At 71.7% G+C, this 15,334-nt stretch carries 17 protein-coding genes and 1 pseudogene; 16 read left to right on the forward strand and 2 right to left on the reverse strand.

Features of this window, described 5'->3' with window-relative positions:
- Nucleotides 1-35 precede the first annotated feature (35 nt).
- From GXP74_RS17570 to GXP74_RS17635, 14 genes and pseudogenes are all read left to right on the forward strand, one after another.
- Entirely contained in the window at nucleotides 36-332 is a 297-nt protein-coding gene (locus GXP74_RS17570; RefSeq protein WP_182452412.1) for a phosphopantetheine-binding protein, read from the forward strand.
- On the forward strand, nucleotides 329-1,894 hold the full coding sequence (locus tag GXP74_RS17575; RefSeq protein WP_225448009.1) for a class I adenylate-forming enzyme family protein: 1,566 nt from the start codon (nucleotides 329-331) through the stop codon (nucleotides 1,892-1,894). Before GXP74_RS17570 ends, GXP74_RS17575 begins: the two co-directional genes overlap by 4 nt.
- Nucleotides 1,875-3,131 carry a type III PLP-dependent enzyme gene (locus tag GXP74_RS17580; RefSeq protein WP_225448010.1) on the forward strand — a complete coding sequence of 419 codons (1,257 nt, stop codon included), beginning with the start codon at nucleotides 1,875-1,877 and terminating at the stop codon, nucleotides 3,129-3,131. Before GXP74_RS17575 ends, GXP74_RS17580 begins: the two co-directional genes overlap by 20 nt.
- Entirely contained in the window at nucleotides 3,124-4,287 is a 1,164-nt protein-coding gene (locus GXP74_RS17585) for an acyl-CoA dehydrogenase family protein (RefSeq protein ID WP_182452414.1), read from the forward strand. Before GXP74_RS17580 ends, GXP74_RS17585 begins: the two co-directional genes overlap by 8 nt.
- Before the next feature lie 31 nt (nucleotides 4,288-4,318).
- Nucleotides 4,319-5,389, forward strand: a complete 1,071-nt coding sequence (locus GXP74_RS17590; RefSeq protein WP_182452415.1) for a MupA/Atu3671 family FMN-dependent luciferase-like monooxygenase — start codon at nucleotides 4,319-4,321, stop codon at nucleotides 5,387-5,389.
- Nucleotides 5,386-6,450 carry a BtrH N-terminal domain-containing protein gene (locus GXP74_RS17595; RefSeq protein WP_182452416.1) on the forward strand — a complete coding sequence of 355 codons (1,065 nt, stop codon included), beginning with the start codon at nucleotides 5,386-5,388 and terminating at the stop codon, nucleotides 6,448-6,450. Before GXP74_RS17590 ends, GXP74_RS17595 begins: the two co-directional genes overlap by 4 nt.
- Nucleotides 6,447-7,292, forward strand: a complete 846-nt coding sequence (locus GXP74_RS17600) for a class I SAM-dependent methyltransferase (protein WP_182452417.1) — start codon at nucleotides 6,447-6,449, stop codon at nucleotides 7,290-7,292. The genes GXP74_RS17595 and GXP74_RS17600 overlap by 4 nt, the downstream gene beginning before the upstream one ends.
- Nucleotides 7,293-7,328: 36 nt before the next feature.
- Nucleotides 7,329-8,483 (forward strand): glycosyltransferase, encoded by a 1,155-nt coding sequence (locus tag GXP74_RS17605; protein ID WP_182452418.1) that lies wholly within the window; start codon nucleotides 7,329-7,331, stop codon nucleotides 8,481-8,483.
- Nucleotides 8,480-9,460: a phosphotransferase gene (locus GXP74_RS17610; protein WP_182452419.1), complete on the forward strand. Its 981-nt coding sequence runs from the start codon at nucleotides 8,480-8,482 to the stop codon at nucleotides 9,458-9,460. Before GXP74_RS17605 ends, GXP74_RS17610 begins: the two co-directional genes overlap by 4 nt.
- A gap of 36 nt (nucleotides 9,461-9,496) precedes the next feature.
- Complete coding sequence (locus GXP74_RS17615) at nucleotides 9,497-10,465, forward strand: polyprenyl synthetase family protein (RefSeq protein WP_182452420.1); 969 nt, start codon at nucleotides 9,497-9,499, stop codon at nucleotides 10,463-10,465.
- Between the two features lie 57 nt (nucleotides 10,466-10,522).
- On the forward strand, nucleotides 10,523-10,969 hold the full coding sequence (locus GXP74_RS17620) for a MarR family winged helix-turn-helix transcriptional regulator (protein ID WP_182452421.1): 447 nt from the start codon (nucleotides 10,523-10,525) through the stop codon (nucleotides 10,967-10,969).
- Between the two features lie 215 nt (nucleotides 10,970-11,184).
- Nucleotides 11,185-11,520 carry a hypothetical protein gene (locus GXP74_RS17625; RefSeq protein ID WP_182452422.1) on the forward strand — a complete coding sequence of 112 codons (336 nt, stop codon included), beginning with the start codon at nucleotides 11,185-11,187 and terminating at the stop codon, nucleotides 11,518-11,520.
- A gap of 161 nt (nucleotides 11,521-11,681) precedes the next feature.
- A pseudogene (locus GXP74_RS17630) lies at nucleotides 11,682-12,389 on the forward strand (IS5 family transposase); the annotation flags it as partial.
- Nucleotides 12,390-12,649: 260 nt separating this feature from the next.
- Entirely contained in the window at nucleotides 12,650-13,234 is a 585-nt protein-coding gene (locus tag GXP74_RS17635) for a transposase (protein WP_225448012.1), read from the forward strand.
- On the opposite strand, the gene GXP74_RS17640 is transcribed toward GXP74_RS17635, so the two are convergent.
- Nucleotides 13,200-13,472: a hypothetical protein gene (locus tag GXP74_RS17640; RefSeq protein ID WP_182452424.1), complete on the reverse strand. Its 273-nt coding sequence runs from the start codon at nucleotides 13,470-13,472 to the stop codon at nucleotides 13,200-13,202. The genes GXP74_RS17635 and GXP74_RS17640 overlap by 35 nt on opposite strands.
- Before the next feature lie 125 nt (nucleotides 13,473-13,597).
- Nucleotides 13,598-13,774 carry a hypothetical protein gene (locus tag GXP74_RS17645; protein WP_182452392.1) on the reverse strand — a complete coding sequence of 59 codons (177 nt, stop codon included), beginning with the start codon at nucleotides 13,772-13,774 and terminating at the stop codon, nucleotides 13,598-13,600.
- 178 nt (nucleotides 13,775-13,952) lie between these two features.
- Between GXP74_RS17645 and GXP74_RS17650 the strand changes: the two genes are divergently transcribed.
- Nucleotides 13,953-14,423 carry a MarR family winged helix-turn-helix transcriptional regulator gene (locus GXP74_RS17650; protein WP_182452425.1) on the forward strand — a complete coding sequence of 157 codons (471 nt, stop codon included), beginning with the start codon at nucleotides 13,953-13,955 and terminating at the stop codon, nucleotides 14,421-14,423.
- A 76-nt stretch (nucleotides 14,424-14,499) separates the two neighbouring features.
- On the forward strand, nucleotides 14,500-15,333 hold the full coding sequence (locus GXP74_RS17655) for a polysaccharide lyase family 7 protein (RefSeq protein WP_182452426.1): 834 nt from the start codon (nucleotides 14,500-14,502) through the stop codon (nucleotides 15,331-15,333).
- Nucleotide 15,334: the final 1 nt, after the last annotated feature.

A 15,334-nucleotide genomic window follows, 5' to 3' on the forward strand; every position in this document is an offset into this window, starting at 1 on the left:
GTGCTGGACCATGACCCGAAAGGCAGCGCACAGCCATGACCATCGACGACGCCGGCACCGGGCCCCACCCCTGGGACGACCGCTTCGAGCAGGTGCTGCGCCCGCACCTGCCCGCGGCCGGGCCCGGCCAGGCGCTGCACGACGCCGACGAGCTCAGGGATCTGGGGCTGGACTCCATGGAGACCATCCAACTGCTGCTGGACCTGGAGTCCCGCTTCGAGGTGACCTTCCCGGACGAACTGCTCACGGCCGAGACCTTCGCCACCGTGGGCGGGTTATGGACCGCCGTCTCGGACCTCCTCGACGAGGTACCGGCCGAGGGCAGGCCGTGACCGGCGCGGCGCCCGACGGCCGCCCGCACCGGGCGCTGCACGACCTGCTCGACACCATCGCCCACGCCGCCCCCGACCGCCCCGCCGTCCGGGACCGGAACCACCACTGGAGCTACCGCGAACTGACCCTTCACAGCTACCGACTGGCACACTGGCTGCTGGCCCGGGGCGTGGCCCGGGGCGACCGCGTGCTGGTCCGGCACCCGAACGACGCCCGCCTGGTGGCCCTGGTCTACGCGGTCAGCAGAGTCGGCGCCGTGCTGGTGCCCGTCAACCACCAGACCCCCCGCCATCCGTACGGTCTGGTCCTGCGCGACGCCGCCCCGGTCCTGGCCGTCACGGCCACGGCCGAGCAGTCACCGGACCGCGGCGGGCCCGGCGCGACCACGAGCGTCACCCTGGCCCAGGCCTGGGCCGAGGCCGCCCTGCTTCCGGACACCCAACCGCCCCCGGGCCCGGCCGGACCCCAGGACCTGGCGGTGCTCTTCTACACCTCGGGGACCACGGCCGCACCCAAGGGCGTGATGTGCCCGCACCAGCAGATCCTCTTCGCCGCCGCGGCGATAGCCGATCGGCTCGGCTACCGGGCCGAGGACCGGGTGTACTGCTGGTCGCCGTTCTCCTTCGACTACGGCCTCTACCAGGTATTCCTGGCGGCGCTCGGCGGCAGCCAACTGCTGTTGGCCCCACCGGGCGAGGACCCCGGCGTACTGCGACGCGTCCGCGAGTGGGGCGCCACCGTGCTGCCGCTGGTGCCCTCCATGGCGGTCGCACTGATCGCGCTGGCGGCCCGCGACCGGCGCGCGACCAGGCTGCGCCTGTTCACCAGCACCGGCGCCGCGCTCGCCCCGGCCACGCTGAGGGCCCTGCGCGAGAACTTCCCCGGCGCCCGGATCCAGCTCATGTTCGGGATCACCGAGTGCAAGCGGGTCTCGGTCCTGGAACCCGACGGCGACCTGCGCCACCCGGGCTCGGCGGGCCGACCGCTGGACGGTACCAGGGTCGAGGTCCTCGGACCCGCCGCACAGGTCCTGCCGCCGGGCGAGGTCGGCGAGTTCGTCGTCAGCGGCCCGCATCTCGCACGCGGCTACTGGCGGGCCCCGGACCTGACCGCCGACAGGTTCCGCCCCGACCCGGCGACCGGCGAGGTGCGCCTGTTCACCGGCGACTTCGGCCACCTTGACGCGGACGGCCACCTGCACGTCCAGGGCCGCCGCGACGAGGTCTTCAAATCACGCGGAGTACGGACCAGCGCCGCCGAGATCGAGGCGGCCGCCCTGGACGTGCCCGGGGTGCGGGCCGCGGCTGTCATCCCCCCGGACGGACACCGGGGCAGCACCCTGGTCGTGGTCGCGGCGACCCCGGCCGCCCGGCTGCTGCGCGAACTGCGCGAGCGGCTCGAACCGGCCAAGGTCCCGGCGGCCTGCCATCTGGTCCCGGAACTGCCGCTGACCGCCAACGGCAAGGTGGACCGCCCGCGCCTGGCCGCCCTGATCGCCACCGCCGACGCCCCGGCGTCAGCGCCGACAGAACGGACACGCAGTGCCGCCGATCCACGCTGACCTGGTCCGCACCTACGGCACCCCCCAGTACGTCTACCGGCTCGACCGCTTCCGGGCAGCGGCCGGGACCCTGCGCGGCGCGCTGCCGCCCGACACGCGGCTGTACTACTCGCTCAAGGCCAATCCCCACCCCGGGCTGGCCGCCGCATTGCCCGACCTGGGACTGCACGCCGAGATCAGCTCACAGGGCGAACTCGACACGCTGCGGCAGGCCGGAACCGACCCCGCGGACAGCCTGTACACCGGCCCCGCGAAGACCAGCGACGAACTGCTGACCGCGATCCGCGCAGGAGTACGGCTGTTCTCCGTCGAGTCACCGCGCGACCTCGCCCGGCTGACCGCCGCCGCCCGGCTCCACGGCACCACCGTCGACTACCTGGTACGGCTCAACGCCCAGGGCAACGCGGCCGGTAGCGGCCTGCGCATGACCGGCCGCGGCGCCTCCCAGTTCGGCATTGACGCCGAGACCGTGAAGGCAGGGGACCCGCTGTTCACCCGGACCGACGCGGCCAGACCCGTCGGAGTACACCTGTTCCCCGCCACCAACGTGCCCGACCAGGCCGCACTGATCCGGGAGTTCGACCTCAGCATCCGCACCGCCGCCGCGGTGCTGCGCACCACGGGCCTGACACCGCGCCTGGTCGACATCGGCGGCGGCTTCCCCGCCCCGTTCGCCCGCCCCGGGCCACCGCCCACCTGGCCCGCACTGCGCCAGGCGCTGGAACGCAGCCTCGACGCGCACCTGCCGGGCTGGCGCGCGGGCGCACCGCAGATAGCGTTCGAATCGGGACGCCGCCTGGCAGCCGACTGCGGGACGCTGCTGACGACGGTCCTCGACGTCAAGGACAGCCGGGGAACCCGCTACCTGGTCCTGGACGCGGGGATCAACGTCCTGGGCGGGATGAGCGGACTGGGCCGCGTCCTGTCCACCGGGATCCAACCGCGGCCCACCGGCCACGGCACCGGGACCGCACCGGCCACCCTGGTGGGCCCGCTGTGCAGCCCGCTGGACGTACTCGGACGCAAGGTGGACATCGAAGCGGTCGAACCCGGCACGGTCCTGGAGATCCCCAACGTCGGCGCCTACGGCCTCAGCGCCAGCCTGGTCGGATTCCTGAGCCGGCCGATGCCCGCCGAAGTCCTCCTCGACACGGACACCGTGATCGAGGCACGTCGACTCGAACTCACCGCCGCCCGGCTCGCCCGACCCGCGGCAGCGGAGGACAGCCGTGACTGAGGACCACCGCGCCGCCGCCGCCGCTGCCGCCGCCGAACTGCGCCTGCACGCCGCCGAAGCCGACGAGAAAGCCCAGTTCCCGCTCGAAAGCTTGAGGGCGATCCGCGCCACCGGTCTCCTGGGCCTGCTGGTGCCGCCGCAGTACGGCGGCAGCGGAGCAGACCTGGACGCCTTCGTGGACGTGGCGGGCACCCTCGGCGGCGCCTGCCTGTCCACCGCACTGGCCTGGGTGATGCACTGTCAGCAAGTCGACGCCATCGCCCGCTTCGGCAGTCAGGCGCTCAAACGCGACGTACTGCCGCGTGTCGCCCGCGGCGAGCTGTACATCGCCTCCGTCACCACCGAACACGGCAAAGGCGGCCACCTCCTGACCGCCCAGGCCCCACTCACCCCGGCCGCGGACCGCCTGCGGATCGAGCGCGACGCCCCCGTGGTGACCGGCGCCACCGCCGCCGACGGCTTCCTGATCACCATGCGGGCCGCCCCCACCCTGCCCGCCCACGCGGTCTCCCTGGTGTACGCCGACCGGGCGGACCTGGTGATCACCGAGACCGGGCAGTGGGACACCCTGGGCATGCGCGGGACCGACAGCCGCGGCGTCCGTATCACCGGCGACGTACCCGTGGGAAACCTCGTCGGGGAACCCGGCGGCTTCCGCGCCGTGGCGATCGAAGCCATGATCCCCACCGCCCACCTCGGCTGGTCCGCCTGCTGGCTCGGCGCCGCACGGGCCGCGCTCGGCGCACTGGTCGACGAACTGCGCGGCCCCGGCCCACGCTGGGCGGACACCGGCTCCGACCTGGTACGCGAACGCCTCGCACGGATACGCGTCGACCTCGAACTGACCAGCGGCTACCTGCACCGCGTCCAACAGGAGGTCAGCGAGGCACGCGAGCAGGGCCGCTCACTGGCGGCACCCGCCACCCAGATCCACCTCAACACCCTCAAGGTCGCCGCGGCGGAACTCACCTTCCGGGCCGCCGACCGGATGCTCGCCTTCGCCGGCCTCGCCCGCGGCTACTCCCGCAACTCCGCACTGCCACTGGAACGCGTGTTCCGCGACCTGCGCGCGGCCAGCCTCACCTACGCCGACGACCGGCTGCTCACCGCGACCGGTTCCCTGCTCCTGCTGGACCGCCCAGTGACGCTGGGATGAAGGACCACCGCCCCGGGCCCAGGGAGTGACCGTGGAATTCAGCCTCTTCTACTTCGCCGCCGACGGCGACGCCCCACCGCCCGACCGTTACCGACTGCTCCTGGAAGGCGCACGCTTCGCCGACAGCCACGGCTTCAGCGCGCTGTGGATACCGGAACGCCACTTCCACCGCTTCGGCGGCCTGTACCCCAACCCGGCCGTCGCCGCCGCCGCGGTGGCCACCGTCACCGACCGGCTCGCCATCCGGGCCGGCAGTGTGGTCGCCCCCCTGCACCACCCCCTGCGGATCGCCGAGGAGTGGTCCATGGTGGACAACCTCTCCGGTGGCCGCGCCGGGGTCTCCCTCGCCGCAGGATGGAACGAAACCGACTTCGTACTCCGCCCGGGAGCCTTCGACGACCGCCAGCGCCACCTCGCCGAGGCCGCCGACACCCTCCGCGGACTGTGGCGCGGCGAGAGCCTGACCGGCAGCTACGCCGACGGCAGGACCGCCCAGTACCAGGTCTTCCCACGCCCGGTACAGAACGAGATCCCGCTGTGGATCACCAGCGGCGGCACCACCGAGACCTTCCGGCTGGCGGGCCGACTGCGGGCCTCGGTACTGACCCACCTGGTAAGGCAGGACCTCGCCGCCCTGGCCGAGAAGACCGCCGCCTACCGGCACGCGCTGGCCGCCACCGGCACCGCCTGGCCAGGTCACGTCACGCTGATGCTGCACAGCTACCTCGACCAGGACCCCGACACCGCCCGGCAGCGGCTGCGCGAACCCCTGGAGCGCTACCTCAGCCACTCGCTCGACCTGACCCAGTCCGCGGTCCGCCGCGGCGCCCACGGCACCGACCTGACCCGGACACCGGACCGCCACATCCGTTTCCTGCTCCGCCAAGCCCGCGACCGCTACCTCACCGGCGCGGGCCTGTTCGGCACCGCCGAACAGGCCCGGCCCATGGTGGAACAGGCCCGCGCGGCCGGCGTCGACGAGATCGCCTGCCTGATCGACTTCGGGGTCCCGGTGGACCACGTACTGGAGGGACTGGAGCAACTGGACCGACTACGACGACTGTGCGCCGAGCCCGCGGACCACCCGGCGCGACCCCGATGAGCGGCCCGGACGGCCTGAGCGGCCTGGACGACCTGGACGACGGACTGCCCGTCGGCCACCTGGACTGCTCCACCAGCACCTACAGCCGGATGCTGCGCGGCCTGGGCCTGGACGCCAGAGTCCTCGGTGACGACCTCGGGTACCGCTACCTCGCCCGCCGCGACGTCTGGCCGATCGAGTCCATGCTGACCAGCGGCAGGACGCACGAGGAGGCCATCCACAGCTGGTACGGCATCCGCGCCCGCCAACTGCACCACCCCGGGCCGCAGGCCGCCTGGGACCACATCCGCGCGGTCGTCGACGACGGCCGGACCGCGGTCGTGAGCATCGACCTCCACGACTGGCCCCGTTCCAGCTTCCGCAACCTGCGCCACTACCCGCACCGCGTGGTGGTCGCCGGCCACCGCCACGACCAGGCACTGATCCTGGACGGTCGCGGCGACCGGCGCCTGATCCAGTGGATGCCGATGGCCGACATCAGCGCCGCGATGGCCTCACCCGGTCTGCTGTCCGCCGACGGCACCTACGACGGACGCCACGTCACGGTCGACCTGCCCTACCCGGACCCGCACCGGCCGCCGCCACCATCGCAACGCTACGCACAGGCGCTGACCGGCGCGGTCGCCCGCTACCTGCACCCGGCCGACACCGGCGAACCGACCGGCTGGACCGCCATGGAGGCATTCTGCCAAGACCTCAACAGCTACGCGCGGGCACTGTCCGAACTGCCGGACGAGCGGACGATACCCGGGATCACCTTCTTCGGCTCACTGGCCACCCAACGACTGTTCAACGCGCTCCTGACCGAACTGGCGGGCGAGCAGACCGGCACCGACCTCACCGCCTGCGCCGAGGCGTTCCGCGAGGCGGCGGCAGCCTGGCAGCGCTGCTACCACGTCCTTCTCTTCGGCTTCCACGCTGGCCGGGACATGGCCGGGCTGCTGCAACGGGTCTCCGTCCGGGTCACCGAGCGGGCCCTCAAGGAACGATCCCTCATCGAACAGATCGACCGGACCCTGCGCCGCAACGGACTGATGGAACTGAAAGGACCACCCGCATGAGCACCGACGCCCCGGCCCGCACGCAGGCGGCCTACCACCAACGGCTCTACGGCGCCCTGCTCGACGCGCGGACCACCCCCGCCACCCCCGCGCCCGACCGCCGCACGCTCAAGGGCCTGGACCAGATGGGCCACTTCGGCGACGCCGGCTGCGCCCTGATCGCCCGGAGCCTGGAACCCCTGGCGGGCCGCCCGGTGAACCTGCTGGAACTCGGCAGCGGCTTCGGCGGAGCCCTGCGCGGAGTCCTCACCGAACTGGCTGGAACCCTCGACGTCCAGCTGGCCGTCGGAGCCGAACTGGTCCTGGAACACTGCCGGGTCGCCGCCGCCCTGGCCGACCCCGCCACGACCGGGACCACCGCGGCCTGCATGTCCGTCAGCGCCCTCGGCTTCCGCGACCAGGCATTCGACGCGGTCTTCGCCACCGGCTCCGTCTCACACTTCCCCGACATGGCGCGGACACTGCACGAGGCCTACAGAGTCCTCAGACCCGGCGGCCTGCTCACCTTCGTGGAGGAGGTGAGCCTGCACAGCGCCCCGGTCTCCGCGGAGTTCCGCAGCTGCCACCCACCGGACGTCTTCTTCAGCTCCTCCCCACAGGAACGACACGGGCAACTCGAAGCGGCCGGCTTCGTCGACATCCACGTCACCGCCCTCGGCCCCTGGGCCGCGCGGCTGCTCCAGCAACGGCTCCTCGCCCTGCGCATCTACCGCGACAGCGCCGACGAGGTCTACGGACGCGAACAGACCGGGGAGATCATGCGCACCCTGGCCGCAGCGCAACGGGAGATCGCCGCCCAAGCGGTGCACCCCGTCCAGGTGACCGCGCGGCGTCCGGGCTGACCCACCCGCGACCGGCGAACCCACAGGAGGACCAGCGTGCAACGCATGGACGACCCGTTCACCACCCAGGGATGGGAACACCGGACGGTATGGACCGCGCCGCCCGTCCGGCCCCCGCAGTGGTTCGCGGCCCGGTCGGACACCGGCCCGCGAAAAGCGGCGGTACTGGCCGGCATGGTGCGATCACCGGCCGCCGGCCGCACCGCCCCGCACGCCCTCATGCAGTTCACCGACGTGGCACTGGAACACCTGCGCCGCAACGGCTACGACGTCATGGTCGTCGACCCGATGGACGGCGGGGCCCAGCCGGACCGGCCGATCCACCTGATCATCTGCGAACTGCTCGCCTACGACGCGGTGCTCCCGGCGCTGGTACCCCAGGGACGCGCGGTGTGGCTGGGCACCCGCCCGCACTGGGCCGTGGAGAGCCGCGCGGTGGCACGCCGCTGCGCCGAAGTGGCGGCCAAACGGGGCTTCCAACCCTTCGTCCCGCCATGGGAACTGGGGGAGGGCAACCGCGGCGCCGACTCCGCCTCGGCGGTGCTGGCCTGTGACGGCGGCTCCTACCAGGGGAGGGCGGACCTGGTGGACGAGGTGGGCAACTCCTACCTGCGCAATCTGGCCCTGCTGCCGCTGCCGGACCGGCGCGGGCGGGGCTTCGCCTGGATCGGGACCGGCTCCCTGGTCCGCAAGGGCATGGACCTGACCCTGGAGGTCTTCGCGCAGCTGCCCGAACTGCGGGTACACCTGATGGCGCCGCTGCACTGGGCCGACCAACGCGCCTTCGTCTGGCACTTCCGTGAGGAACTGTTCCACCTGGACAACGTGGTACCGGTCGGCTACGTACTGCCCGGCTCCCCGGCCTGGCGCGAGATGCTGGAGCACAACAGCTTCGTCCTGCTGCCCTCGTGCGCCGAAGGACGGGCGGGCGCCCTGCTGGACGGCATGGTCAACGGGCTGATCCCGATCGCCACCCGCGCCTGTGGGGTGGCGATCGAGCAGTGCGGCGGTATCACGATCGAGGACACCACCACCGGGGCGCTGCGGACCGCGGTCGAGACCGCCGCGGCGCTGCCGGAAGCCGAACTGCGTGACCGCTCCGCCGCCGCCCGCGCCTACGCGCTGAAGGAGCACTCCACCCAGCGGCTGGCCGACCGGGTCAGGCGCAGCCTGACCGGGCTGATCCGATGACCCCGGCGCCGGGACTCCCCGCCGACCGGGGCTACTTCGCCGACGACCCGGTCACCGTGCGGCGCCGCCTCGTGTCGCTGGCGTCCTCACGCACACGGACCCCACTGGCGCTGGTCCCGTTGTCGCGGCGCAACCACCGCGTCTGGCGGGTGCACTGGACGGCGCACCGGGCGGAAATCGTCAAACTGGTCTGCGGCAGCACCATGACCGAGGTGCGGGCCGCCGCCAAGTGGCTGGCCCACGAAGTCCAGGTACTGGACCACCTCCAGAAAGCCGGGGGCAGCGCCTACGGGGTCACCGACTTCGGACAGGAACTCGCCACCCCGATAGTGACCTGGGCCACCGTCGGCGTGGCCGAGGGCTGCCGCGCCAGCGTCCTGCTCCGCAAGGTCTGCCAGGACGAGTCGGAGGCACTCGACCTGTGCCTGCGCATCCTCTACCGCCTCGCCGAACTGCACCGCGTGCCGCTGGACGGGTTCACCGACCTCGACCCCACCGACCGGACGACCCTGGACCGCCCCCTGCACCGGCAGCACCTGCCCGAGAGCGGCACCGCTCGACGCACCGTCGCCCAACTGGCCCTGGCACGGGCGACCGCACCAAGGCTCGCGCTGTGCCACGGCGACGCCTCACTGCACAACATCCTCGTCTCGCCGCGGCAAGTCGCCCTGATCGACTGGGCCTACGCCCGCGCGGACCTGCCCAGCCTGGACCTGGCCCCGCTGTTCGTCTGGCTGGCCCAGCACACCCCCGACGCCGCAGCCTGCCTACGGCTGGCCGCCGAACTGCCCACCGCCTACCGCGACTCGGGAACCGACCCGCAGACGGCACTGCCCGCCCAACTGGCCCGGATCCTGCTCCAGTGGTCCGCGTGGCGCGGACCGCGCTACGCCCGGACGGCGGCCCGCGTGGCACGCGCCCGGACCGCGACCGAATCGATCACCGAACTGTGCACCGGCCTGCGGCGACCGACATGAGCGCCGCAGGACCGCCCCGTGAGGAGCAGAACTGACATGACGACCACCCTGCCGCTCTTGGCCGATGTCGAATCCGAGACGCTCGCCGCCGAACTGCGGACGCAGCTGGCGACCGTCGACGCGATGATCGACAGGGCCGCGGACTCCAAGAACGCGCTCTTCTCCGGCAACACAAAGCACCTTGCGAACGCCACCGGCCAGCGGGTCCGCCCCGTGCTGCTGCTGCTCGCGGCCCGATTCGGCCAAGCCGACAACGAGGCGGTGGTGCCCTGCGCCGTGGCCTGCGAGCTGGCCCACATCGCCGCCAGATGCCACGAGGACATCGCGGAGGAGGAGACGGGCGCCGTGGTCCCGGCCGCCGCCCGCTGGGCCAACTCCTCCGTGATCCTCACCGGCGACTACCTCTTCCTCCAGGCCGCCCGGATCGGCCTGACCATGAGCGAGGAGGTCAGTGCCGTCTACACCGCGGCCGTGACCCGCCAGGTCATCGGCCAACTGGCGCAGACCGTGGGCCCCCTGCCCGGAGAGGACGCCCTCGACCACTACCGCAGGGCGGTCGCCGACAAGACCGCCGGCCTCACCGAGGCATGCTGCCGACTGGGCGCCCTGCTGTCCGGCGCGGACACCCCGGTCGCCGACGCCCTGGCAGCCTACGGTCGACACATCGGCACCGCCCTGCACTTCACCGGCGACCTCCTCGACACCGCGTCCGGCGCCACCCTGCGCGAAGGCAGCCGCCCACTGCCCGTGCTCCACGCGCGCGCCTGCGCGGGGGACGCCGACAGCCGACTGCTGCGACTGCTCGACGCCGACCTCAGCAACGACCGCGAGCAGCTGGCCGAGGCGCTCGAACTGCTGCACGCGCACCAGGCGATGGACCGCGCCCGCGCGGACCAGCGGCAGCACGTCGAGGCAGCAATCGAAGCGCTGGCACCGCTGCCCGAGGTACCGGCCAAACAGGCACTCCAGCAGGTGGCGAAGAACATCCTCGCCTGGGCCGACTGAAACCCGCCCCGGCCTTCACCCGCCTCGCCGCTCCGCGCGATGTCCTATCCTGTCCGCATGGACACCGGGGCGGGCGACAGGACAGTGCAGGCCGCCCAGGCACTCCGCACCGGGGTCAACCAGATCTCGCGCAGGCTCCGCTCCGAACGCCCCGAGGAAACGGTCAGCCTGGTGAAGCTGACCCTCCTGGAACGCCTGCACAAGGGCGGACCGACGACACCGCGCGACCTGGCCGTGGAACAACGGGTGCAACCCCAGTCGCTCACACGGGTCCTGCTCTCCCTGGAACAGGACGACTTCATCACCCGCACCCGCAGCGAGGCCGACCGGCGTCAGCACCTGGTGGGCATCACCCACCGAGGCATGGCGGTGCTCGGCAAGGAGCGGGAACGCCGCGAGGCATGGCTCGCCCGGTCGATGTCGGCCCTGCTGACCCCGACCGAAGTCGAACTGCTGCGCCTGGCAGGCGCCCTGATGGAGCGCCTGGCCGCCTTCGACGGCTGAACCCGACGCGTCGGCCTGCAACGTGGTCATCCACGATCAAGGCATCAGTGTGTGGGTGAACCGTGCCAACGCCGCTGAGGTCTCCGACGAACGCGCAGCCCTGCGCGGCAGCCCGGTTGAGCGTCCGACGGGGCGACACGGGGGTTTTCCTCTTCCGTACCCGTCAGCCAGCGTGCGGTAATGGGACGGTGAAGGACAGTCCGGGGATCAGACGTATGGGCGCGGTGCCAAGCCGTGCGCGGGGCGGGTTCACCTTGCACTTCGCGGTGTGGTTGGCCGCGGGATTCGTGGTCACGCTGGTGCTCGCCGCGGTGACCTCGTTGACGCTGTTGCACCAGGGAACCAACAGTCGGCTCGGGGACATCCGCGATCACCTGGAACCCGCGTCGTTCTCGGTGTCCGAGTTGTCTCGGGCGGTCAGGCAGGAGGAGTACGACCGCGATGCCTACCAGGTCAGCAAGAGCCCGGAGTTGCTGACCGATTGGCACGCGCAGGCCGCGATCGTGGCCCGACAGATGATCATCCTGAGCCAGCTGGCGCCCGACATGTGAGGTTCCCCCGCTGTGCGGGAGATGCGATTAGCTGGTCAGAACAGGTTGACGGGGTTCCAGAGGGCGGTATGTGACAATCTGTCCAAGTTCTGGTCACTCAATGGTGTGGGCTTGCCTCCAAGGCCGCTGTGTGGCGCCTCGGGTGGTGGTGGGCTGGCGGGGTGAGTGGACGCAGGGGTTACCCGAGCGATTTGACGGATGAGCGGTGGGCGCTGATCGAGCCGGTGATCACCGCCTGGAAGGCGGCTCACCCCTCGGTGAGCGGCCATCAGGGCCGGTATCCGATAAGGGAGATCGTCAACGCCATCTTCTACCAGGGCCGGAGCGGCTGCCCGTGGTCCTACTTGCCCGGTGACCTGCCGCCGCCCGGCGCGGTCAAGTACTACTTCTACGCCTGGCGCAACGACGGCACCACCGAGGCGATCCACGAACTCCTGCGCTGCCAGGTCCGCGAATGGGCCGGGCGGACCGAGGATCCGAGCCTGGTGGTGCTCGACACCCAGAGCCTGCACGCCGCCGCCGGCGTGCCTGCCACCACGACCGGCCGCGACGCGGCGAAGAAGGTACCGGGCAGGAAGCGCGGACTGGCCGTTGACATCCTCGGACTGGTCATCGCGGTGATCGTGGCGGCCGGCAGCGTCCACGACAACGCCATCGGCACCGCCCTGCTGGACAAGGTCGCCATCAGCGCCCCCTCTGTCCGCAAGGCGCTGGTGGACCAGGGGTTCAAGAAGACCGTCGTCACCCACGGTGCCGCTATGGGCGTCACGGTGGACATCGTCGAGCGCAACCCCGGCCAGGAGGGCTTCGTTCCCCAGCCGATCCGCTGGAGAGTGGAGCAGACCAACGGGACCCTGAGAAGCCGTTGCTCTATCGATCATGGTGGGTGTCAGTTCGACTGGGATGACACGGTCGAATGATCGGCGGCGTACGCGCGCATAAGGGCAGGGCCTCCGAGGCAGTGCGAAGTTGTTGAAGCCAAGCACACGCCCAGGAGGCCCTGATGCCGCAGTCTTCCGTCTTGGTCCGGGCCGCGTCCAACGGGCCTTACCCATCGTGTGATTGTCTCGCTCACCGGTTCGGGAACGCGGCTGGCCATTCGGACCGGCGGCCGGTGTACCCCACGGACATGTCAGACGCGGGGTGGGCGGTGGTGCGCGACGCGATGCCGGTGCCCGGCTGGCTGGAGGGGCGCGGCGGGCAGCCGGAGGCCTACTGCCACCGGCAGATGATCGACGCGGTGCGCTACCTGAACGACAACGGCTGCAAGTGGCTGGCGATGCCGTTGGACTTCCCCCTCTGGGACCGCGTCTACGCCTTCAACCGGCGCTGGCGGATCAAGGGCCTGCTGGGCGAACTGCACGACCGCCTGCGCGTGCAGGACCGCGACGCCGCCCGCCCGCTGCTGCGACACGCCCGCGCCCGCTTCCACCGCCTGGCCCTGGTCTGGGCCGACGGCGCCTACACCGGCAGGCTCGTGGACTGGGCCGCCGAGAAGCTGCACCTGGAACTGCAGATCATCAAGCGCTCTGACGACACGTCAGGCTTCGTGGTGCTGCCGCGCCGGTGGGTGGTCGAGCGCACCAACGCCTGGCTGATGCGCACCCGCCGCCTGGCGCGGGACTACGAAGGGCTGCCGGAAGTCCACGAGCAGATGGTGGTGTGGTCGATGACCACGCTCATGACGCGGCGGCTGGCCCGTCGGCGAGCCTGAACCGGCCCCGGACCGGCTCGACCAGCCAGCCCCGGTCCACCAGCCGCTTCGCCACATGCCGGACCCGGCCCTCGATGTTGTTCTTCGTCATCTCCATCCCCAGAGCCACCGCGATCTCCGGGCACGACCGGGTCACCACGTCACCGTCCGAGCACGCGGCCGACGCCAGCACCTCCATCACCGCCCGGTAGCTCTCCCGCAGCGCCTCCACCCCCAGGCCCGGCTCCCACACTGCCACCGTCCGACCCGGACCCGCCGGCGCCGACGCGACCATCGGCACTGGCTGCGGCTGCGAGAGAGCATCGACGGCCACCGCAGGTGCCGCCTCCACGGCGGCGGCAACCGGCTCCAGCAGCCCGGGAGTTACAGGGCCATCCCGCATACGACGCCCACACGCTGCCTGGCGATCACCCACTCGTGCCACTCCGTCTCCGAGTCGGCCAAGGCGGCCAGCACCCGGTCCGCCTCATCCCGCAGAGCCTCGGTGCGTACGCGCGCCGCCAACTCCCGCTCCTCCAACAAGCCCACAACCGACGGCATCCCAGCACCTCCAGCACGACGACAACCCGACCCCCAAGAGCCTGCCGCACCAGCACCCACCCCATTCCTGACCAGGAAGAATCAGCCGATCAAGCGACGCCTCATCCGGTTCAGCAACGGCTTCTTAGACTAAGCTGGTTGTCGGCCCGCCCGCCCATTCAGCCGGAAGGCCTGCCCCATGCCCGAGCCGCATCCCTCCACCGCGCCCGGCCCCGGCCGCGACCAGGCCCTCGACCGGCTCGCCCGGGCTGCCTACAGCCTCAGTGCCGCCGACTCCCGCTTGCGCGGACGGGCCACCCGTACCCCCGGCACGCTCTCGCTCACCCACGCACGGGCGCTGCGGGCGCTGGCCGAGACCGGCCCGCTGTCGATCGGCCAACTGGCCGCCGCCACCGAGACCACCGGCGCCGCCACCACTCAACTGGTCAACGGCCTGGCCGCAGCCGGTTACGTCACCCGCGAACGGCCCGCCGACGACAAGAGGTCCGTCCTGGTCGCGCTCACCGATACCGGCCGCCGCCACCACCGCGAACGCCAGGCCGCCCTGGCCGAGGCGCTCGACACCACGCTCACCCAGTACGACACCACGGCCCTGGACGCCGCGACCGACGTCCTGCGGCAACTCGCCGCCATCTACGACCGGCTGTGAAGCTCCCGGTGCCCACTGGCGAGAAAGTCTCCGCACGGCGGGTTCTAGTTATGGTCCTTTACCATATGCTCGACGCATGATGCGACTGAAGTGGATAGCGGCAGCAACCGGCGTGCTCGCCCTGGGGGTTGGGGTCAGCATGGCGGCACCGGCTGCGGCCAACCCGGTGCGATCCGCCACAACGCGGGCAGGCGGATCCGGAACCGCAGGCCCGGCCGGTGCGGCGAAGGACGCCGGGAGGGCAACCTCGCCGATCAGCCTGAGCAGCTGGGACGGCCTGTTGCTGCCCGTCAACTCGGCCGGCCAACCCACCGGCAACGACGCCGAGTTGCTGGGCCCGGCGCAACTGATCTCCCCCTGGCTGACCCAGGACAGCAGCGGGGCGCTGACGTTCTGGGCGCCCTCCGGCGCGGCCACCACCCCCGGCTCGCTGCACTCGCGCACGGAGCTGGAGTCCGCCGACAAGTACGCCGTGGGCACCGCGAAGCACGCGCTCGACGCCACCGTGCGAATCCTGCAACTCCCGCAGAGCAACCCCGAGATCTGCGTCGCCCAACTGCACGCCGGCGGCAGCGGCGGATCGTCGCCCTTCGTCATGGTCGACTACAAGTCCGGCAAGCTCTACGTCATGGTGGCCTCGGGCACGAGCGCCCCGGCCGACTTCTACACGCTGCTCACCGGCGTCCCGCTGGACACCGCGTTCAGCTATCGGGTCACCGACAGCGGCAACGGCACGCTGACCCTCTCCGCCGCCTCCGGCGACCAGAGCCAGACCTACACGGTCGCCGTCCCGAAGGTCCTGGTCGGCGCCTCCGGGCACTTCTCGGCGGGCGACTACCAGCAGGGCACGGTCAGTGAGGGGGCGGACGACGGCGGCAAGGTCCAGTTCACCACCCTGACCCAGAGCTAGG

The organism is Streptacidiphilus sp. P02-A3a, from assembly GCF_014084105.1.
GTDB lineage: Bacteria > Actinomycetota > Actinomycetes > Streptomycetales > Streptomycetaceae > Streptacidiphilus.